Below are 21579 nucleotides of genomic sequence, written 5' to 3' on the forward strand. Positions count from 1 at the left end.
ATTTAAGAGAGAGAATTTATGGAAAAAAGACTCGTGATGTTTTTGGCTTCGCTCTTCCTAAGCATAGGTTTTGCGGTGGCACAAACACAAGTTTTCGGAACAGTTATCTCGTCAGAAGACAACGAACCCATTATCGGTGCTTCGATAATTGTGCAGGGTTCTAAGGTCGGTACAGTGACAGATGCAGACGGAAAGTTCTCACTTTCGGTGCCAAATGGTAAGAAAGTTGTCATCAGCTACATTGGAATGCAAGCTCAGACGCTTAATCCTAAGGCGAACATGAAGGTTGTTTTGACCCCGAACAATGCGACATTGAACGAGGTTGTGGTAACAGGTGTGTCGAATATGGACCGCCGTATGTTCACCGGTGCAGCCGATCAGATTAAAGCAAGCGATGCTTTGATAGGCGGTATGGCCGATGTTAGTCGCTCACTTGAAGGCCGTTCGGCTGGTGTAAGCGTGCAAAACGTGTCGGGAACCTTTGGTACTGCGCCAAAGATTCATGTGCGTGGTGCAACTTCAATCTATGGAAACTCAAAACCATTATGGGTTGTTGATGGTGTCGTTCAAGAGGATATCACCGACATTAGCGCCGATGCTTTGTCATCAGGTGATGCAGAAACATTGATTTCTTCAGCCATAGCAGGTCTGAACTCAGATGATATTGAGAGCTTCCAGATATTGAAAGATGGTTCAGCTACATCTATTTATGGTGCCCGTGCCATGAGCGGTGTCATCGTAGTCACTACAAAGAAGGGACGTTCGGGACAGGCTCATGTAAGTTATACAGGTGAGTTTACATCACGTTTGATTCCTACTTATGGTCAGTTTAACATCTTAAACTCACAAGAACAGATGGGAATCTATCAGGAGATGCAAGACAAAGGATGGCTCAATCTCTCTGATGTGTTGAACGGAAGTGACTATGGTGTGTATGGAAAGATGTATGAACTCATCAACACTTTTAATCCAAAGACAGGCCAGTTTGGCTTAGCCAATACAAAGGAAGCACGTGATTCTTATCTACATAGTGCTGAAATGCGCAACACAAACTGGTTCAAACAACTCTTCTCTTCCGCACTGATGCAGAATCATTCTGTAAGTCTTAGTGGTGGAACGGCAAAGTCAAACTATTATGTTTCTATGTCGTTTATGAATGATCCGGGTTGGTATAAAGACTCAAAAGTGAAGCGTTATACCGCAAACTTCAATGCTACTCATCATCTACTTGATAATCTTTCACTCACCTTGTTGGCTTCGGCTTCTTATCGAAAGCAGCAAGCTCCGGGAACATTGGCACAGGATGTAGACGTTGTTAGCGGTCAAGTGAAGCGTGAATTTGATATCAACCCTTACTCTTATGCCTTGAATACGTCTCGTGCTCTCGACCCAAACACATACTATCATGCTAACTATGCGCCCTTCAATATCCTTAATGAGTTGGAGAATAACAAGATAGATATGAATGTGTTGAACACGAAATTCCAGGCTGAAATGGCTTATAAGCCCGTCAAAGATCTGCGATTATCGTTGATAGGTGCAGTGCAGTATGACACTTCTTCGCAAGAACATAAGATAACAGAGCACTCAAATCAGGCACAGGCTTATCGTGCAATGGATAACTCTATCATTCGAGATGCAAACCATTATCTTTATAAAGATCCGACAAATCCTTATGCATTGCCAATCTCTGTGTTGCCAAGTGGAGGTTTTTATCATAAGACTGACCTGCAGAAAATAAGCTGGGATGTTCGTGCAACGGCTAATTATACACACACTTTCAACCAAGTTCATAGTCTGAATGTATTGGGAGGACTTGATGTTTCGAATGTAGATCGTAAGCGTACTTACTTTAATGGCGTAGGTATGCAGTATGATGGAGGTGAAATTCCGTTCTATATCTATCAGTTCTTCAAAAAGAACATTGATGATAATGCAGTCTACTATTCACTTAATAACACTCATAACCGCACGGCAGCTTTCTTTGCTACGGGCACATATTCTTATAAACAGCGTTACAACTTGACGGGTACTTACCGCTATGAAGGTACAAACCGCCTTGGAAGAAGCCGCAGTGCACGTTGGCTTCCGACTTGGAATATCTCGGGAAGTTGGAATGTAAGCGAGGAGCCTTGGTTCAAAAATACATTTAATAATGTGCTAACACATGCGTTGTTGCGTACATCTTATTCACTCACGGCAGACCCAGGACCTTCTACTTACACAAATTCAACAGTAATCTTAAAGTCATATACGCCGTACAGAATATTCGGAACAGACAAAGAAACGGGTATAGAGATTAGCGAATTAGAGAACTCTGAGCTCACGTATGAGAAGAAACATGAGTTTAATATCGGTTCAGAGTTGGGCTTCTTGAATAACCGAATCAATGTGACTTTTGACTTGTTCTGGCGTAACAACTTTGATTTGATTGGTCCGATTGCAACACAAGGTATTGGTGGACAAGTTGTTCGATATGCCAATACGGCTTCAATGAAGTCACAAGGTCAGGAACTTTCAATCCAAACGACTAATATTCGGAATCGCGACTTCACGTGGATAACTAACCTTATTTATTCACATGTGACGACAAAAGTAACGTCGTTGATGAGTCATGCGCGTACCATTGACCTCATAAGTGGTGAAGCAAGTAGTGGATTTACAATGGAAGGATATCCTCATCGCGCTATTTTCTCCATGCCATTCCAAGGACTTACCGACCATGGTATACCTACTTACCTGAACGAAAATGGTCAGTTGACCTCTACAAATATAAATTTCCAGAACCGAACGGATAATAGTTATCTTATCTATGAAGGCCCAACTGAGCCGACTGTTACAGGCTCTTTAGGAAATGAATTGAAGTGGAAGAACTGGAGACTTAATGTATTTGTGACTTACTCTTTTGGCAGTTTTGTTCGTCTTGACCCTGTTTTCAGCGCACGATATAACGACCTTACAGCCATGACTAAAGAGTTTAAGAACCGTTGGACAATGGCCGGTGAAGAGAAAAGAACCTCTGTTCCCGGAATATTACCCTATCGCGATTATCGTGACGACAGTAATTTGAGAATCGCATATAATGCTTATAACTACACCAGTAACCGCACTGCTAAAGGTGATTTCATTCGAATGAAGGAGATTTCTTTGGGATATGAGTTTCCAAGAACATTGCTTCAAGCTACTCCTTTCACGAATCTCTCATTGAAACTCCAGGCAACAAACCTCTTCCTTATCTATGCAGATAAGAAACTTAACGGTCAAGATCCTGAGTTTGTTAACGCTGGTGGTGTTGCAGCTCCTATCCCTCGCCAGTTCACAATGACGTTAAAATTAGGATTATAAACGTAGAAAAATTATGGTTATGAACATTAAGAAGATTTATATATACATCTCATTGGCTGCCGTTTCGTTGGGCTTTAGCTCATGTGATGATTATCTTGACAAGCTTCCTGATAACAGAATGGAGCTTAATAGTAAGGAGAAGGTGCAGAATTTCCTTGTTTCTGCATATCCTGAACGCAATGCCGCGTTGCTCACAGAAATGTATTCTGACAACACAGATGCTTTCAAAGTAACGAGTTGGACGAGTGCAGGTCGCTTCCAAGATCAAGCATATTCTTGGGACGATATTACCGAAGTAGACGACGATGAGACACCACAACAGTTATGGAATAGCTTTTATAAGGCTATGTCTACAGCCAATACAGCATTGAAAGCAATAGAAGATAATGGCAACACTGAAGAATATCAGGCATCGAAAGGTGAGGCTTTGCTTTGTAGAGCGTTTGCTGCCTTTCAGTTGACAAATACATTTTGTGTTGCTTATGATGCTACAACAGCTGCCAAAGCCATGGGAATTCCCTATCCAATGGCACCTGAAACAAAGGTCGGAACAAAGTATGAAAGGGGCACTTTAGCAGCTTGTTATGATCAGATGAATCGTGATATAGAAGAAGGTTTGCCTTTAGTGACAGACAATTATGCTCGTCCTAAGTACCACTTTACACGTAATGCAGCCTATGCTTTTGCGGCACTTTTCAACCTCTACTATCAGAAATATGATAAAGCAGTGGCTTATGCTACACGCGTACTCGGTACAGATGCTTCAGCAAAACTACGTGATTGGAAAGCTTTCTATAGTCTTTCCAGCAACGGACAGGTGGCACCTAACAACTATGTTAATATCTCAAGTCAGGCCAATCTCTTGATACAAACGGCATTTTCTCAGGCTGGTGCTTACCTCGGACCATACAACTTTGCTGCTAAATACGCTCATGGTCAGTTGATTTCTGAAAAAGAAGACCTGCAAGCTCAAGGCCCTTGGGGAAGTAGTTCGTCTTTCGGTTATACAGTATGGAATAATAACAGCCTATCAAAGTATTTCGTAAATAAGATTCCTTACGCTTTTGAATACACGGATATACAGGCTCGTATCGGCTATTCTCACACTGCATATCCTGTTCTTACGACTGACTTGACGTTGCTTGTACGGGCAGAAGCTAATGCCATGTTAGGCAAATATGCTGAAGCTGTGCAAGATTTGAACACAGAGGTAAAGGCTTTTTCGGGTGGAAATCTTAGTGTTACACTCACTGGAATACAAGACTTTTATCGAGGAATAAACTATTATACGCCCACAGAACCTACGCCGAAGAAGAAGTTTCACACTGCGTTCAGCATTGAATCTACAACACAAGAGCCGATTCTTCAAGCGATTTTACAACTCCGTCGCATAATGACGGTGGGCGAAGGATGGCGACTTCAGGATGTGAAGCGTTACGGAATAGTAATGTATCGCCGTACTTTGAATGACAGTCGAAAGGTTATTGCCGTCACCGATACAATGAAAGAAGACGATCCACGACGTGCAATTCAGTTGCCGCAGGATGTTATTACTGCTGGACTTCCAGCCAATCTAAGAAACAAATAACATTATTAAATGAGTAAATGATGAAGAAAATATATTTATTAGTCTTAGCAGCAATCCTGTCACTAAGCTTTGCTTCATGCTCAGAAGATAATCCTTCAGGAGACAGTATCTTTCAAAACAAGGCCGTAAAGCGTGATAATTTCGACAAATGGCTACTTGATAATTATACTTATCCGTATAATATTGACTTCAAATATAAGATGGAAGACATCTATAGTGATATGAAATACCATCTTGTTCCAGCTGATTCTGCGAAGTCAGCAAAGTTAGCTATCATCGCGAAATACCTTTGGTTTGATGCTTATGCAGAATGTGTTGGCTCAGACTTCGTTAAGGAAAACGTTCCAAGAGTTATCCATTTGATTGGTTCTGCGGCTTATAATAGTGGAGATGGAACCATGGTTCTTGGAACCGCTGAAGGCGGATTAGTCATTACTTTGTATATGGTTAACCGCTTGACTGATGCCACTTTGCGAGATTATGCTACGTTAAACGAGTATTATTTCCATACGATGCATCACGAGTTTACCCACATTTTGAATCAGAAGATACCTTATGATGAGAACTTTCAGCATATCTCTGAGGGCAATTATGTAAGTGGTGACTGGTATCAAATACAGCAAGGGGAGGCCAATCAAAGAGGCTTTGTGACGCCTTATGCTATGAGTGAGCCTATCGAAGACTTTGCAGAGATGCTTTCTGTCTATGTAACGACATCGCCAAGTGATTGGCAAGCACTCATGCGTAGAGCGGGTTCGAAAGGTGCTCCCTATATACAGGCGAAGCTTGATATTATCCGTTCCTACATGAAAGATTCGTGGAAACTTGATATCGACAAGCTACGTAGCATCGTACTCCGTAGGGCTTCTGAGATTAATCAACTTGATTTGAATAAATTAAACTAAAAGAAAAGCAGCTTATGAAAAAGATAATATTCAGTATTCAGATACTCCTTGCGACATTGATGCTGACATCTTGTTTGCACGATGACGATGTTGTATTTGACGAATCGGCTGCACAGCGAGTGGAAAAAGCTGTAAAAGCTGATATCGCTCTACTTGAATCAGCAAACAACGGATGGCAACTTCATCTGTGGACTGAAGCTGGTTATGAGGGTGGAGGCTATACATATCTGATGAAATTCAAGGATGGTAAGGTCACTGTTGCAAGCGATATAGCTCAGCCTCAAGAGACTTCTTCATCAAGTTATGATGTTATCAAGGACATGGGACCAGTGTTAACGATTAACACTTACAATAAGATCTTCCACATGCTTTCATCTCCTTCTCAGATGGATGGTGATGGACATGGCCAAGATTACGAGTTCATCATTCAGCGAACTACGAATGATTCCATCTTCCTTGAAGGCAAGAAGTTCCATAATAAGATGGTAATGACACGCCTGAAAGACGATGTTAACTGGCAAAATTATGTCACTTCAATGCAGAAAGTGGCTGAAGAGGTTAAACAAAATTACTATTATACGAACAAAAAGGATACGTTTAATGTCGAGATTTCGGCTGATCGTAGGTTTAGTTTAAGCTATAAGGGCAATGAAAAGGAAGTTCCGTTCTTCTTTACTTCGAATGGAATTGAACTGCAATCTCCCGTGACAATAGATGGTAAACAGGTACAACATTTCACGTATGATAACGACAAACTAACGTTTACTTCGACTGATCCTGGGGCATCAAGCATTGTTCTTCACGCCGACTTTATGCGCTATGAAGACTATCTTGGAACTTATAACTTCGAGTATGAAAACGCTTCTATCCCAGTGAAGTTAGTCGCTTCAGGAGACGGAAAGACGTATAAGGTCGAAGGACTTTCACCTGATTTCCACCTCACTTTCACTTATGAGGAGAAGGATGGAACGTTGAAGTGGGAGCCAGAACGCATCTATACAGCTGCTAATGGCCATGAGTTCTGGATGTGTGCAATGGCATTAGCCGATGGAGGTTTCTACTATCGAATTGATATGTTGGGTTATAACATTGCCAAAGATACGTCAAAACAGGGGGTATATCTGACGTTTACTCCAAGCTATGGCGTGTTCTTTAACACCGATTCTTTCGTCATTGTAGAGTATGACGGCAATAATGAAGTGGGCAAATCTACAACACTTAAGGTCAATGGTAGTGCCGAAATACCTTATATAAAGGGTATGAAGAAGATTCAATAACGCTTAAAACAAACGAATATGAATAAAATATTATTCCACGCTTTTTGTGTCATGGGCTGTCTTTCTCTATTGACAGCCTGTGAAAAAGGCGACATAACGAATGACATCGACACGCATTCTGTGAAAGTGTTAGAGGCTAATACTTCCTTCGATGCACTTGGAGGTACTGATAGTATCTATGTAGAAGGCAATGTAACTCACGCTTATGCAAATGCTTCTTGGGCCAAAACGCAAACCAAAGGCAATTTGGTTACTGTTACAACTGAGCCTAATCGCGACTTGCAGTCACGTCACACTACGGTGGTTATCAAGACATCTGATGTTGACTCTACAGTGGTAGCAATCGACCAACTCGGTCCTTACACTCAGTTAGATATGCCTGGAACTATCGTGATGGATGATGAGGCAGGAAGCGTTTCCTATAAGGTTGTAAGCACTTTCGGCATCAAAGTGTCATCAAGTGATAGTTGGATTACACCGAAATATGAACATGGTGCATTGACCATTACTACTGCAAAGAATGATGAAGGGCATCTACGCCGTGGTGAATTCACTATAGAGAGTGAAGCTGGTAAACAGAAAGTGAAGGTCGTTCAGGTGAACTTCGATAAGGATTTGAAGGGTAAGTATTATTTGCAGATTGACGAAACAGACAAGAATAACAAGCAGGTTACTACCTTATACAATGCTTCTTTAGAGAAAAAAGGCGATGCTTATGTGCTTAAAGTAGGTAATTCTGGAGTAGAAGTACCTGTGATTTACGACACCGATAATGTTGGTTTGTCTATTGCTTCTGGTCAAGCAGCTGGCAAGTTCAAGCAATATTACATCGGAACAGTAGTCGGAGCATCTGAAAGTAAGCTAAGTCTTTCACCGTCAAATCTAATCTCTGGTGAGTTCAACTATAGCGAAGAAGTAACTAAAAGGGTGGCAGATCTCGATGGAACGGTATTGACTTTCGGTAAGCCTGCCATGCTAATCCTTGGTGCTTTTGATTCACCTCAGTTCTCAAACGATTCGTATAAAGCCTTCTATTTGATGGGAACAAATGTCTATCTCTATAGACTTAAGCCCACAACAGCAAGTGCAAAGTCGTTTGATCAACCAACATTCAAGCTGAAATAACAGACATATCAATCTTCTTAACCAAAGCTTTGAGAGCCGAAAGAATCATTCTTCCGGCTCTCTTTTGTTTTCTGTTTGCGACTCACTACGGTCGTTTGTCATTTTAAGATGAGATGAATCATCGAAATAAATGTGGTGTCTCCTTTCACAAGTTTACGAAAATCACATCTTTAGTCCATGGTTGTTCCCATGTAATATCTCTGTAGTTCTATTATGATTCAGTTTATTTCAACGCCGAAAGAGTTTTTTTCACCACGCAAACACTTAATGATATCTCTGTAGTCTAACGTGAGTTTCATCTGTTTATTTTCATCAATCATCAGCTGTTCGATGTCTTTCAAGTCTCTGAAAGTATCTTCGTCAGCCAGTCTTTCCTTAATAATCGTTTTACATTCTGGTAGGAGTTCAAAAGCTTTTAGCGTTATTATATCATCTAAAATCAAGCCTACTAATACAGGCGGAACACTTGCTCCATGTTGTGGATCATGGATAATGAACTGCAAAAGTTCATGAAACCATGCCACGACTTCAGCCTTTCTCTCGGGTGTTTCGATAGCAATGCGTAGAACAGCTTCAGGGATTACCGACTTGGCGAAAGGATAAAGACCTGGTATTTTCATCTCTTCCATGAGTTTCTTTAACTGATTTTTGCCCGTGAAATAAAGTGATGGCATGATAGATTCGACAATAAAGTCGCCAATATACAAGTCATAGAATACCTCAGGTTGATGCAAACACTCTAACACACAGCCAAGACTTTCTTCGTTACCCACTACAGAAAGCAAGATGACGGCTGCTAAAATCACCGAATCTTCCTTTTGTTTCTTTACTGGAACGCGATGAAATTGTCCTAATTTATATAGGATAATTTGTTCTAAATCGTGTCTTAACTCGTCGTGAGGCAGGTCTAACAGTCTACTGAAGGTTTGCTCGTCAGGCAGTCCTTTGTCATACTCTTTTGCAAGTTCCTTGTATACCCACGGATGAATCAACGTCACTTGGCGTGGATAATCTGGGATTTTGAACGTGTATTCTGACTCTCTTTCTAAATATTCTTCTATTTCTTCTTCTTCTGTATCTTCATCAAGTATAATATATTCAACATCTTTTCCCAATGCCTTTTGGAGCAAGGGTAGGAACCGATTAAGTTCTTCTTTGTCCTTTGCACAAAGATAATGTTCTCCATTTCGGCCAAATTCGTATGCGATGTGAGGTATCTCTGCATTGTCTTCTGCCAAGAAATATTTCATCAACTCAAAGTTCTCATTAGGTTTAATACCACCTTTCTCGGCAAAATGCACGGCACCATAGATCATGTTATGCGCCTCTTCATAAGAACATGGCTTAAAATCAAAGTTGTAAAACATATTTAGTATGTCCTCAATTTCATCTTGTTTGAGATATAGTTTATAACCACAATCTTTCACACCCAAGCAAAACGAGTCAACAAGGAAAAAGGCAATGCTGATTTTTCCACTTTGATGTATGCGCCCAACGATGACAAGACCGAGTCCAATCTCCTGTATGTCGGTCGACATAAAGCATGGACCAATCTTCAATAACCGCATTTCTTCCGTGATAAAATGAGTGGTAGTGGAGGATAATTGGCTATCTTTTTTCTTGTTTTCTTTCTTTTTCATTTCTTTAGTTTTAAGGTCATTATTGGGTGGATGGTTAACGTATATGTTGCATATAATATCACATGCTGACATGAATTGAATGTTTCTTGTCCGTGCTGGCACGGAAATCTCCTTCTACAAAAATAGGAAAATAATAATCAAGAACAAAATATTTACGCCAAAAATAAGGTTATTTATGGTTTAAGCAGCATTCTCTTGCATAAGTTTCCTAATGAGATGTGTAGATAAAGGATGAGATTTGATTTCGTGTTTTGCATCATTTTACATCACAATTCACGTCATTTTAGCGTATAATAAGCGTCAAATCACCGCACAATCTATGTCAAATCATTTTGTCCTTTATAGCTGTTGGATTAATGTGGTTTGTGTTATTGAATCATCATAAATTAGAAATGGTATGCACCTTGAAACAGGGTTAGCTCATCAAACTATTTGTTTCATGATAATTGTCCAATGCGTTTGTTCAGAATGTTGAACGTTGTTAATGTACAATGCCATGGGTATTATGGTGATTTTCCGATGAATGTATTTAATATTGTGATTGCCCTCATGGTGCAACGCCGTGGGTTTGGTGCCAATATTTCCATGGATGTATTTGCCATTATGAATGTATTCAACCCACAATATTGTTTGTATTGTGATGATTATTTGATGAATGTGTTTAATATTGCGACTGCGCTCGTGGTGCAACGCCGTAGGTGTTGTTCTTTTGATAGCCCGGGGTTGGCGAGGAACGAGCCTACCCCGGGTAAACATTCGCAAGGAGATTCAACGCCATAGGTGTTGAGCTTTTTATGAGAAAGCATGGTTATGGCGATAGGATTAATTGCGGATTACGCTTAGAAAGCGTAACACCGATGGCGTTGACACGTTCTTTTTATAACATGATTAATGTCAATATACGAATTAATAAATAGCAAATTATGTCAATATTTCCATGAATGTATATTCCATTATGAATGCCCTCATGGTGCAACTCGGTACGAGTTGTTCTTTTGATAGCCCGAGGTTGGCGAGGAACGAGCCTACCCCGGGTCAACGTTCGCAAGGAGATTCAACGCCGTAGGTGTTGAGCTTTTTTTGAGAAAGTATGGTTATAGCGAGGAGGTTCATGGTGGGTAATGTCGAAAAAGCACAACACCTACGGCGTTGTTCCCCACAAATCATGCACTAACCCAGGGTAGCCTGCACTATCGTTTGGCAACCCTGGGCTATCAAAAGCGCAACACCTATGGCGTTGAAATGTGTGTTTCATGGTGTGATTAATGTCTATACACATGTGGATTAATTGCGGATTACGCTTAAAAACCGCAACACTTATGGCGTTGGTTCACACTTTCCACAATGCGTTCTATGGGAAAACATCACGGGATGCGTATCATTTCTACATATAATCTACATGGATGGCTGAATCTTTTTTCCGTGAAATAGAATGGATTCTCTTTGCCATTGTGCAATAGATTCATTATATTTGTGTGCTATATGTCAATTAACAATAAAAGATTTGGGCAGGAAATGAAACGTAAGATATTGATTATCGGTGGTACAGGAACTATTAGTAGCGCGGTGACGCATTTGCTTTGTGCGCGTGATGAGTGGGAAGTCACGTTGCTGAATCGTGGTAAACAGCATGATTTTTCACGTGAGGTCAACACGCTTGTAGGCGATATTCACAGTGCAGAAACCGACAAACTGTTGAGTGGAATGATGTGGGATTGTGTGGTTGATTTCATTGCTTTTCGTCCTGAACACGTAGAGAAAGATTTCCAACGCTTTGCTAATTGCACGAAACAATACGTCTTTATTAGTTCTGCTTCGTGTTATAATAAACCGCTATCAAGTCCATTTATCACCGAGTCTACAACGCTTCGGAATCCTTATTGGGCCTATTCACGGGAGAAAATTGCGTGTGAAGACCTGTTACATCATTATCAGCGGGACTATGGCTTCCCAATAACGATAGTTAGACCGAGCCACACTTATGGTAACAAGTCGGTGCCCGTGGCTATTCATGGGCAGCGAGGTAGTTGGCAAGTTATTAAGAGAATGCTCGATGGAAAGCCTGTAATCATGCCAGGAGACGGCTCGTCTTTATGGACTGTTACACACAACACAGACTTTGCCCAGGCTTTTATTGGCTTGTTGGGCAACGTGCATGCAGTAGGCGAAACCTATCAAGTGATGAGTGAAGAGGTGTTGACTTGGAATCAAATTCATAAGACAATAGCCGACGTTTTGGGTGTAACGTTCCGCCCATGTTATGTTCCGAGCACGCTGTTGGCCTTGGCACCACAATACGATTTCAAGGGAGCGTTGTTGGGAGATAAGGCAAATTCGGTGGTCTTTGATTTGTCAAAGTTGCATCAAGCAGTTCCCGATTTCCATACTTCCATGCGTTTTGACCAAGGTGTTCGGCAGACATTAGACTATGTGATGCATCATCCTGAATGTCAACCTGCCGATGAACAGTTTGATAAGTGGTGTGATCAATTGGTTGAAATCATGGGTGAAACCGAAAGAAAAATTACATCTTTGACGCTGTAACAGGTTGTTTCGCATGGTTTAAAGTTTGACAATGGCTTGCAGTTGAATATCCGTTTGAGCAGAATGCGCAATCTTTTGCCATCCACTGCCAATGGTATTGCGATTGAAATAATCTGTAGTTGCGGCTTTGATGAGTAGTGTTAAGTGGCTGTTGAGCATTGTTCGAGCCATGAAACTATAACGAATTCCATGCCCAAAGAAGTTAGGAAAGCTGAAATCATAAAGCATTCCACGTTCATAAGTGCATACCCTGCTATTGTAATCTTGTGTGTGGAAATAGCCCAATGTGCCTGAAATGATGATGCTTTTATAGTCACGTTGTATGCTTTGGGCAAGCATATAACCAAAACTTCTCGTTTGTTGCATGGCATAAGTGAAGTCGGCCTGTGTGCGTAGATGCCACGAACCAGGAGAATAATCGACTTTCAAACGTCCGCGATGTTCATTTCGTGCAATGAGCATTGACTTCGTTTCATCGTCACGTTGACGGTGTCTGATGCGATATTGTGCGGCACATTGTAATTGTTTTTGCTGGTAATGGAGTAGCAGAAAGCCATCAAGGGCGTGTGTTCCAGCTATAGATTGTCCGTATTTAGGCCATGCAAAGTAGGCAAAATCACCATAAGCAAGCAATGAAAAGGCACGATTGATATTCCAGTTCACACCAAGATATAGACCGCTTTCATCCTTAACGGCTCCTGCATCGGCAAAACTTCGAGCAAAAAGTCCATTGTATTTGTAGGCATAGAAACGCTGAATCGCCACTAATTGCAAGGGGTTGGCCACACGATAAGTTAGTTTGTGGATGGTGGCAAGCGCCAGATGAGCGTCAGTAGCCAGTTCACCGCTCACGCAAAGTCGGCTTCCTGTGTATCCATAGTCAATGCCTGCATTGAAAAATCTCTTGCCCATGGCGGCCCAACGTTTGTAGAGTAATGTGGTGTCGGGATGCAACTCGCGGTTTAAGGTGGTATAAAGCGCCGTGATTCCAACGTGGAAACCATTACGAAAATAATGCAGATGACCTCCTGCAACGAATTGGTTGGTGTTGTGTTTGTGTGCCATTTCGGTGGCAGTGCGATGGGCTCCACTGGACGATATGGCTGAGATTGCTCCCAAACTATCATGACATAAGGTACCATCTATTTGGCGATAGGAGAGGAAAGTGGTAGCTTCTAAATGGCTGTTCAGCTTAAAAGTCGCTGCAACCCCTTGCAAATAGTTTGCTTCTGCACGTGAAGTGTGAGGACGGATTGTAGCAGAAGAGCGGTCTAAAGAGGCAATAAGCATCTGCTTTCCAAAGCCATAATCGCAGTTCATTACAAGTCCCATACCCAACCGAACGCGGTATTTCCCTATGGCAAGTGACTTTAACCAGCCTTGATTTCGAAGCATAAGATAGAGACTGTTGTAGTCATATCCCAAGCTGTTTCGACCCTTAAAGAAAGGTTCTCCAGCATCGTTTGCCCCCGTAAATCCTATTTCTAACTGATGAACATAATTGAAAGTATAGCGTAACCAGTGTTTTATAGGTCCGCCAAGGTATTGATTTTCCTTAAAGCCTCGGCGTGAATAAGTGGGAATGTTCATGGCAGTTATAATCTTATGTCGGCCATAACGCATAATTTTTTGCCATGAAAGATGATGAGTTTCATTAGGTTTTCCGATATAGATAAAATAAGAAAGCAGGCGTGCATACGTGTACCCAAGAGATGGAATCATGTGAAGCTCGCCCAAAGATTGCATAGAATGGTAACGAAAAAGATATTCCATGATGTCTTCTATCTGTTGATCGCTGAGGAAAGGAAGCTGTTCTAAGTCCTCTTTTGTAGCCTGATTGATGTTTATTGGATGGTTAGCGATATCGCAAAGCAGGTCATAATCGGGGATGTCTTCTTCGCTTTCACCTTCCATGGCGATGAGTTCTGCATAGCAATCTTCCCAGCGTTGTTCTCGTTGGGCATTGACTTTGGCTGTCGATAGCAAGCCAATGAGAAGCAAAAGAAAGCCTATTCTTAGGTTCATGGTATTTGGTTTAAGGATGATAGGTTAGGTTTTACGCAACAAACATACGGAAAAAGAAGAATAATTCCTAATAAAAAAGTAATTTTTTTGGCTTTTCATGTATTATTATCTGATTCCCATAAGAGAATTATCGGGCACACCATGGAGAATGATGTGCCCGATATGAAGATAACGATAGTTATCCTTGAAGTGATGAAGTCAAATGTTACATCCGACTGAGGATATCATTACAGAGAGTAAATGACTTTATCATCATGCGTGGAATGTGGAAAGGTCCTTTGTAAAGATTGCCTTTTGCCGGCTGCGCTACAGTGCCATCGCGGTGTAGATAGCCATACCACTCGGGATAATCAGGGTCGGGGAAGTGGGCATAAGTCCATTCACTAATCTGCTGATGACGTTCTAAGTACTTCATGTTTCCAGTCGCCATGTAAGCATAAAGCGAAGCAATGATGGTCTCACATTGTGGCCACCAGAACTTCATGTCTTGTGCATAGTCTTGTGAAGGCAAGCCTTTGCAGTCGCGAAAGTTTATGATTCCGCCGTAGTTTTCATCCCACCCCCAGTCCCAAGACCAATCAAAGATGGTGAGTGCCATGTCTAAGAGATTCTTATCCCATTGTCTATGGCGTGCTTCTTCCATAATAAACCAACTGGTTTCTATGCAATGTCCCGGGTTGATTGTACGTGTCATATTCGTATCAATGAATTCCCCTGCAGGACCAACACATTCTAACAGCGCCTTAAACTCAGGGTGCATGAAGTAGCGTTGCAGTTTATCTATCGACTCATCAATTTGCTTTGTGAGCCTCTCTTCATTCACTGCATTGCGCAAACAGCTGCAAACATTGATGAGAATCATCACGATAGAGTGACCTTGCAACTGCACGTTGGGCTCATATTTGGGTTGAAGGAAGCCTGGAGTTGATAGGAAACGCAGCGTGTCATCAAACACTTCGAGGGCTCGTTTAGCGTAATGTGAGTCGCCTGATGCTATGGAATATTCGGCCATAGCGATAGCAGCGAAGGTCTCACTAAACACATATCGCCGCTTGCGTAGAGGCGTTCCGTCGGCCGTTACAGAGAAAAACATGTGGCGGTCTGAGTCAAAGCAGTGCGCTTCTATAAAGTCAATGGTAGACTTTGAGGCTTCTAACCACTCACGATTTCTTTTAATGTGGTTGTAAGCGTAGGCACATATATAGGCAAAACGCCCTTGAAACCAAACCGATTTGGTTGTATCCATGAGTGAACCATCGCGATTTAGGCAGGTATATACACCACCATTGACGTGGTCAACGCCATGTTTCATCCAGAAAGGCATGATGTTTTCGGTGACCTCCTGTTTGTAACGGTCTGCCCATTGCCTTAGATAAGTTTTAGGATCTATGTTCATTCTTATTGACATTTAGAATTGATTACACTTGCTAAAGAAGTCAATTGCATCGAGTTCTGTCTTCATACGCATTTCTTCTTCAGTCGTCATATTCTGGAAAGGCATACGGTTTGGTCCGAGATCAAAGCCCATGAGCTTCATGATTCGTTTGCCTCCAACGATATTTCCACGATAATGACAGATGACATTAATAACTTCTTGGGCAAAGTTTTGATGCTTTCGAGCCGATTCAATGTCGCCTTTCTTCCAGTCTTCTATAATGGCAACCAACTCACGTCCATTGTAGTTGGTTGTTCCACCGATACCTCCTTGGGCACCCCCTTGGGCTAATGACGATAAGATAGTTTCGTCTTGACCATGCAACATGTCGTATTTGCCGTTGGCATAAAGCCTGCATTGGTTGTACTCATAAAGGCTTTCGTAAGTATATTTGATGCCTGCGAAGTTGGGAATACGTCCATCTACGGCCTTCAAAAGGTCGACCATAGGAAGGAAAGCGCCATTAAAAGCGGGGATGTGATAGTAATAGAAGGGGAGGTTTGGTGCCGCTTGAGCAATTTGTTCGCAATATTTTACGAGTTCTTCTATACGATCTATGCGTGGAAAAGGAGGTGCCATGGCGCCTATTCCCCATGCCCCTATCTCGGCTGCATGGTGTGCTAACTCCACACTTTCACGCAAACAGCAACTGCCAACGTGTACAATTACCTTGAAATCTGCTGGTGCTTGCTTCACCCATTCAGTCGCTAAGGCCTTCCTTTCGTCTGTTGTGAGCATGTAGCCCTCGCCAGAAGAACCATTAATAAATACGCCTTTTAGACCATTTTTCTTTAACATTGCTCCGTAAGTCGCAATGGGTTCGAGGTTGATATCACCATTTTCATGAAATGGAGTGAATGGTGCATCAATCAATCCGATAATCTTTTCCATTGTAATCTGATTTATATGATGTCTTATATGAATTTGTTTTATGTTGTTTTCAGAAAGCTCTTTTATTGGAATTTGCTTATTCCATGTTGTCAGTTTGAGGTTTGAGGAACCGCAGTTGCACAAAGAGTGCCAAGGCAACGATGGCTCCCAAGAGGGCGAAACCAAAGCCAAGCTTATTTCCATCGGTCCATTTCCCAAGCATTTGGGTTACCAATGCGCCAGCAAAAACCCCTGTCATGTTCATGATTCCATACGCTGTGGCGCGCTGTCTTGACGGAATAAATTGGCAAAGAATAGGCATGTTGTTGGCATCAAACATGCCAAAGCCTATGCCAAAGAGTAGGCCTGCGCCTACAATGGCAGGCAAGTTATGACCAAATCCTAATAATACTAAGGCTGGAATTGTTAGTCCTAAACCAATAGCACTGGTGTAAACGCGTCCTTTGAGATTACGTTTTACCCAACGGTCAGACAAATATCCGCCCATGATTACGCCCAAGAACGAAGATGCAGCGATTGTAATTGTGGATATAGGGCCTGCTTCTTGCATCGGAATTCCTAAGTTTTGAGCAAACAAAGTGGGCAGCCAGTTCTTTGTAGCCCAGCCTGGTAAGCTCGGAACGGCAAAGAAAAAGAGAATAATCCAAAACACCCAATTAGATAATACCGCACTAAATCCGTGCCATATAGTGGCTTTTGATGTTGTCGATGCTGTACTTTCGTGCTTCAAACCATTGCGAAGTGGTTTCTCATATAGCAGGATTGCCAGAACAATGGCATAGACTATACCAATGATTCCGAACCAAAAGAAGGCGGCTTTCCAAGTTAACATGGCCGCAACAACAGCGCCGAAACCTCCTATTGCCTGTCCCATATAGATACCTGTCATGTGGATTCCTATCGCCATTGAACGGCTTTTGCCTTCATGCCAGTCTGCCAATAGCGACAAAGCTGATGGAATATACAATGCCTCGCTTATGCCCATGAGACCTCGAAGATAATATAATTGGTCGAAACTTGTGGCATATCCCATGGCCAAAGTTACCGAAGACCACACAAACAAGCTACCCACCACAAGCCATTTGCGGTCAAGACGATCGGCAACCATCCCTGCAAAAGGCGACACAAGGCCATAAACCCAGAGGAAAACCGCCATCAATGCGCCGAAGGCTTCAGCCTGATTGAGTTCATGAATGTCTGCTTTCATTGATGCTTGCATGGTAGAAAGCATCTGACGATCCATGTAATTGAGGAGGGCAACAACCCATAACAGGGCTACAACTGCCCAGGGATAGTATTTCTTTTCAATGATTTTCATGTGGAATTGGTTACTTAAAGGTTAGTCGATAGATATCAGGCGTACGCACACCAGGTTTCAATTCGCCTCCAATGACATAGATGTCGTTGCCATGTTTGGCTAATGTTGTTCCTGCACGTGCAGCAATCTTTTCGGTGCCAGCTATCTTCCAAGCTCCATTTTCATATATACAAATAAAGGGATTGAAACGATACCATTCAGCCGGATGTGTCATATAGCCTGGTTTGGGGTGGTTTACGGCATCTAAAAAGATATCTTTGTTCACGCCGCCAACAGCCACAAAGGTTTGTGGAGTGAGACTGATAGCTGCAGCTCCTCCTAAGAAAATATCTTCGCCATCATTGTTTTTAGGTGGTGCAAGCGCTGTTGTTGGCTTGCCTAAGCATTGACCAGAGAGATAGAGTTCGCAGTCTTCGGTTGCTGTTTTGGCTGTACAGCCGCCCCATTGGCAATAGTTTCCTTCAACAAACACACCTACGGGCTGACTCAATTTCTTGGGTGTGAGTGGATGAAGTGTTTCCCATCCATCTTCAAGTTGATTGAGTTTGAGGGCGAACGTTTGCAAACCATTGCTTACAACAACTTGATTTCCATCGCAAGCACCAGCAAAATTATCCATTTTTACAGGCAATGACGGATATTGTTTCAGTGTGGCTTTACCATCTTTCAAGATGATCTCAAACGCAGAATCAAAGCTTTCATTAAGATTATTGCCACCAATACAAAGCAAACCACTTGGGAGAGGAATGCTCACACCATAGGCGCAAGGTTGTGGAAGCTTTCCAACAAGTGTCCATTTCAGTTGGTTCTCGCATGTGATTTCTGCAGCATAAATGCCTTGATAATAACGTTTCAGACCACCTTCTGCCGCGGGCTTCTCTGGAAAGTTACATCCCCCAGCCATTAAAAGCATATTGTCGACAGTGCCAGCAAAGCAGGCTGACACTCCTTTTTCTATTCCAGCTTCGTCTGATGGAAAGCCCTTCACATATTCAACGCGTGCTAAGTGCAACGATTGTGCATGCAGCTTAGTTTCTTTTATGAATGGATTCATCACAAGATATAAGATTAATAATATTCGAATTGACTTCATTGAGCTATCTTTTTCTTAAATGTACTGCAGGGGAGTGAGGCAGAATTGATGAGGTTTGCACGCGTAAAGGGCTGCCAACCATAGCGAACAGCTCGCGGATTTGGCACTTTATCACTGCTGACAATTACGCTTTCACCTTCTATTTCGGCCTTTGCTGCATAATAAACTCCGTCTTCTCCTGCTACTTCAAAACCTTGAACAGCACCTTCTTTGGCTTGTAACCCATGCGCATTCTCAAAATAAAGGTAGACCAGATTATCTACAGCACGGGCCTTTATGCATGTAGGTCCTTCGGAAACAAGATGATAATCGTAGACATGATGCAAGACTTGAAGCGCCAAACGCTCGCCGACAGGCTGTTTGTTTCGGTAATGTACGTCTAAAGAATCGCCGAGATCGCTGGTCACAGTGAGCCACGTTTCGGGAAGTTTTGCAGATAACCGCTGTTGAGAATCACGGAACTCAGGCCATGACGGGCGGTTAAGACTTGACAATTGTACGACAAGGAATGGAAGCTTTTGGCAGTGGAAGAAGTGTCTCCAGCTTTTCTCCAAGAGGCGAAATAAGCGTGCATGAAGTTCGATGTTGTGGGCATTAGACTCTCCTTGATACCAAGCCACGCCGCGAATGGCATAATCTTTTAATGGCAACATGGCTGCTTCAAACATATAACACGGCTCATAAGGGTGGCGTTGTAAGGCTGTTTTTGGAGCAAGGGCAATGTTCTGAAGTGCTCGTTGACGTGCCCAGGGCTGCCCAAAGTCGCCATGATACCAGTCATAAAGGATGGAAGGGTACTGCCATTCGAGGGTATTTCGGTCTATCCATGATTCAGTTGTGGTGCCACCCACGGCATTACAGATGATGCCTACGGGCACTTTGAGACTGTCTGCCAATGCTTTTCCAAAATGATATGCCACTGCAGAAAAGTTTTTAATGGTGTTTTCATTGGCCGTTTCCCATGTGTTTCCTCCCATGAGTGCCAATTTGTTGACGGCTTCGAGGGTTGTTTCATCCCATTTCTCGGCATTCGTTGGGAAGCGAGTATACATGTTAAAGAGGTGGAGTAGGGGTTGCTTGGCAGTGGTGGCAAGGTCTTCGTGGGCTGAAGTCGACTGACTGACGGGAAATTCCATATTAGATTGTCCTGAACATAACCACACCTCACCAATATAAATGTGGCGAATCGTGCGTTGTTGGGCTTTTGTTGCGATGTGAACCTCATAAGGTCCGCCTGCCTCCATCGCCGGAAAACTTACCTCCCACTGGCCGTTTGTCTTGACTTTTGTCGTTTCTTTTTTGCCCAGGAATGTCACCTTAACTTGTTCTCCGGCATTGGCGGTTCCACGAAATACGATGGGTTCGCGTCGCTGCATCACCATTTCATCGGCATAAAGCGGTGACATTTTCAGTCCACCATAGTCACCTGTGAGTGCAGAACGAATCGTTTGTGCCATGATTTCAGCACCTTCAGCATTCGGATGAAGTGCATCGGTGAAGAGGTTGGGGCGAGAATAGAGGGGTGTATGTAGGTCGATGAGTTCAACATGATTAGCCTTTGCAATGTCGCGGATATGTTGTTGGATTGCTGCATGCCAATCGCGAGTGCCACTTTCAAATTGAGGATGCGTGTGAAAGATAGGCGTCATGAGGCAAATCCAAATCTTGGCCTTGGGATTTTCCTTTCGAAAGGCATTAATAAGTAGCTGATAATCGCGGTTGAAATGTTGATTGTAGTTGGGCCAGTTGCGTGGGTCGGTGTCGTTAAGACCTAAGTGGATGACAACCCAATCAGGCTTAAATGCCAATGCTTCCTTATATTCCGTTTGTTGGATATAAGGCCTATGTCCTTCGGTTAGCAGCGTTGTACCCGAATGTCCGAAGTTCCTAACATCATAGTTCGTGCCGAGTAAACGTTGCAGTACGGCTGGATAACACGTTTGCTCGCGATTGTTGAGGCCGTAACCAAAGGTGACGCTATTGCCAACGCATGCCACTTTAACTTTGTCTTTTGCCGTACTTGCTAATGCAAGAAATAGCAAAAGAACCACGATTAATCTTTTCTCGATGCAAATATTCATTAGGTTAGTTATTGTCCTTCTAATAGTTTATGACCACAAAAATACTACAAATCTAAAAGATAAGCAAAGATTCATATCCCTTTTTATGCGATCTTATTTCGTGCAATAATTCATTCGGTCAGATAAAATCATAAAGCAGACATCTCCGTTTCCCTTGATAAATGTAAGAAACTTTAAGCCTGCTGCTCATCCTTAAAATAGATTTACCAAGTTTAATATGTTCATTAACGCGACTTACCCTTTTCTGAACGTTTCAGAAGAACCTAAAATCAGAAAATCATGCTTCTGAACATTTCAGAAGACTCAAAAAAA

General features: G+C 42.4%; 16 protein-coding genes. 8 read left to right on the plus strand and 8 right to left on the minus strand.

Features of this window, described 5'->3' with window-relative positions; all coding sequences use genetic code 11:
- Window positions 1-18 precede the first annotated feature (18 nt).
- The 5 genes from HMPREF9420_RS10825 to HMPREF9420_RS10845 are packed head-to-tail and all read left to right on the plus strand — an operon-like array spanning window position 19 to window position 8240.
- Complete coding sequence (locus HMPREF9420_RS10825) at window positions 19-3345, plus strand: SusC/RagA family TonB-linked outer membrane protein (protein WP_007135733.1); 3327 nt, start codon at window positions 19-21, stop codon at window positions 3343-3345.
- Between the two features lie 19 nt (window positions 3346-3364).
- The gene (locus HMPREF9420_RS10830; RefSeq protein WP_044079245.1) at window positions 3365-4933 is read left to right on the plus strand and encodes a RagB/SusD family nutrient uptake outer membrane protein; all 1569 of its coding nucleotides are present in this window, start codon (window positions 3365-3367) and stop codon (window positions 4931-4933) included.
- 20 nt (window positions 4934-4953) lie between these two features.
- Entirely contained in the window at window positions 4954-5838 is an 885-nt protein-coding gene (locus HMPREF9420_RS10835; RefSeq protein ID WP_021825115.1) for a zinc-binding metallopeptidase, read from the plus strand.
- 14 nt (window positions 5839-5852) lie between these two features.
- The gene (locus HMPREF9420_RS10840) at window positions 5853-7115 is read left to right on the plus strand and encodes a DUF4302 domain-containing protein (RefSeq protein ID WP_007135736.1); all 1263 of its coding nucleotides are present in this window, start codon (window positions 5853-5855) and stop codon (window positions 7113-7115) included.
- A gap of 18 nt (window positions 7116-7133) precedes the next feature.
- Window positions 7134-8240 carry a BACON domain-containing protein gene (locus tag HMPREF9420_RS10845; protein ID WP_007135737.1) on the plus strand — a complete coding sequence of 369 codons (1107 nt, stop codon included), beginning with the start codon at window positions 7134-7136 and terminating at the stop codon, window positions 8238-8240.
- A 218-nt stretch (window positions 8241-8458) separates the two neighbouring features.
- Here the strand turns inward: HMPREF9420_RS10845 and HMPREF9420_RS10850 are convergent, their stop codons facing one another.
- A complete protein-coding gene (locus HMPREF9420_RS10850; protein WP_147625672.1) occupies window positions 8459-9880 on the minus strand; it encodes a hypothetical protein in 1422 nt (473 codons plus the stop codon).
- A gap of 519 nt (window positions 9881-10399) precedes the next feature.
- Here HMPREF9420_RS10850 and HMPREF9420_RS10855 point away from each other — a divergent pair.
- The gene (locus HMPREF9420_RS10855; protein ID WP_147625673.1) at window positions 10400-10660 is read left to right on the plus strand and encodes a tetrahydrofolate synthase; all 261 of its coding nucleotides are present in this window, start codon (window positions 10400-10402) and stop codon (window positions 10658-10660) included.
- A gap of 157 nt (window positions 10661-10817) precedes the next feature.
- Entirely contained in the window at window positions 10818-10946 is a 129-nt protein-coding gene (locus tag HMPREF9420_RS14895; RefSeq protein ID WP_081457473.1) for a hypothetical protein, read from the plus strand.
- Window positions 10947-11021: 75 nt separating this feature from the next.
- Here HMPREF9420_RS14895 and HMPREF9420_RS13995 read toward each other — a convergent pair whose 3' ends face one another.
- Complete coding sequence (locus tag HMPREF9420_RS13995) at window positions 11022-11135, minus strand: DNA-directed RNA polymerase (RefSeq protein WP_155813730.1); 114 nt, start codon at window positions 11133-11135, stop codon at window positions 11022-11024.
- A 260-nt stretch (window positions 11136-11395) separates the two neighbouring features.
- Between HMPREF9420_RS13995 and HMPREF9420_RS10860 the strand changes: the two genes are divergently transcribed.
- The gene (locus HMPREF9420_RS10860; protein WP_044079246.1) at window positions 11396-12424 is read left to right on the plus strand and encodes an NAD-dependent epimerase/dehydratase family protein; all 1029 of its coding nucleotides are present in this window, start codon (window positions 11396-11398) and stop codon (window positions 12422-12424) included.
- 18 nt (window positions 12425-12442) lie between these two features.
- On the opposite strand, the gene HMPREF9420_RS10865 is transcribed toward HMPREF9420_RS10860, so the two are convergent.
- The 6 genes from HMPREF9420_RS10865 to HMPREF9420_RS10890 form a co-directional block, all read right to left on the minus strand.
- Window positions 12443-14449 (minus strand): ComEA family DNA-binding protein, encoded by a 2007-nt coding sequence (locus tag HMPREF9420_RS10865; RefSeq protein ID WP_007135742.1) that lies wholly within the window; start codon window positions 14447-14449, stop codon window positions 12443-12445.
- Between the two features lie 205 nt (window positions 14450-14654).
- The gene (locus HMPREF9420_RS10870) at window positions 14655-15845 is read right to left on the minus strand and encodes an AGE family epimerase/isomerase (RefSeq protein WP_081457512.1); all 1191 of its coding nucleotides are present in this window, start codon (window positions 15843-15845) and stop codon (window positions 14655-14657) included.
- 12 nt (window positions 15846-15857) lie between these two features.
- Window positions 15858-16775, minus strand: coding sequence for a dihydrodipicolinate synthase family protein (locus HMPREF9420_RS10875; protein WP_007135745.1), 918 nt, complete (start codon window positions 16773-16775; stop codon window positions 15858-15860).
- Between the two features lie 76 nt (window positions 16776-16851).
- Complete coding sequence (locus HMPREF9420_RS10880) at window positions 16852-18093, minus strand: MFS transporter (protein ID WP_007135746.1); 1242 nt, start codon at window positions 18091-18093, stop codon at window positions 16852-16854.
- 10 nt (window positions 18094-18103) lie between these two features.
- Entirely contained in the window at window positions 18104-19147 is a 1044-nt protein-coding gene (locus HMPREF9420_RS10885) for a mutarotase (protein WP_248628111.1), read from the minus strand.
- A 35-nt stretch (window positions 19148-19182) separates the two neighbouring features.
- Window positions 19183-21267: a GDSL-type esterase/lipase family protein gene (locus HMPREF9420_RS10890; RefSeq protein WP_007135748.1), complete on the minus strand. Its 2085-nt coding sequence runs from the start codon at window positions 21265-21267 to the stop codon at window positions 19183-19185.
- Window positions 21268-21579: the final 312 nt, after the last annotated feature.

The organism is Segatella salivae DSM 15606 (assembly GCF_000185845.1).
Taxonomy (GTDB): domain Bacteria; phylum Bacteroidota; class Bacteroidia; order Bacteroidales; family Bacteroidaceae; genus Prevotella; species Prevotella salivae.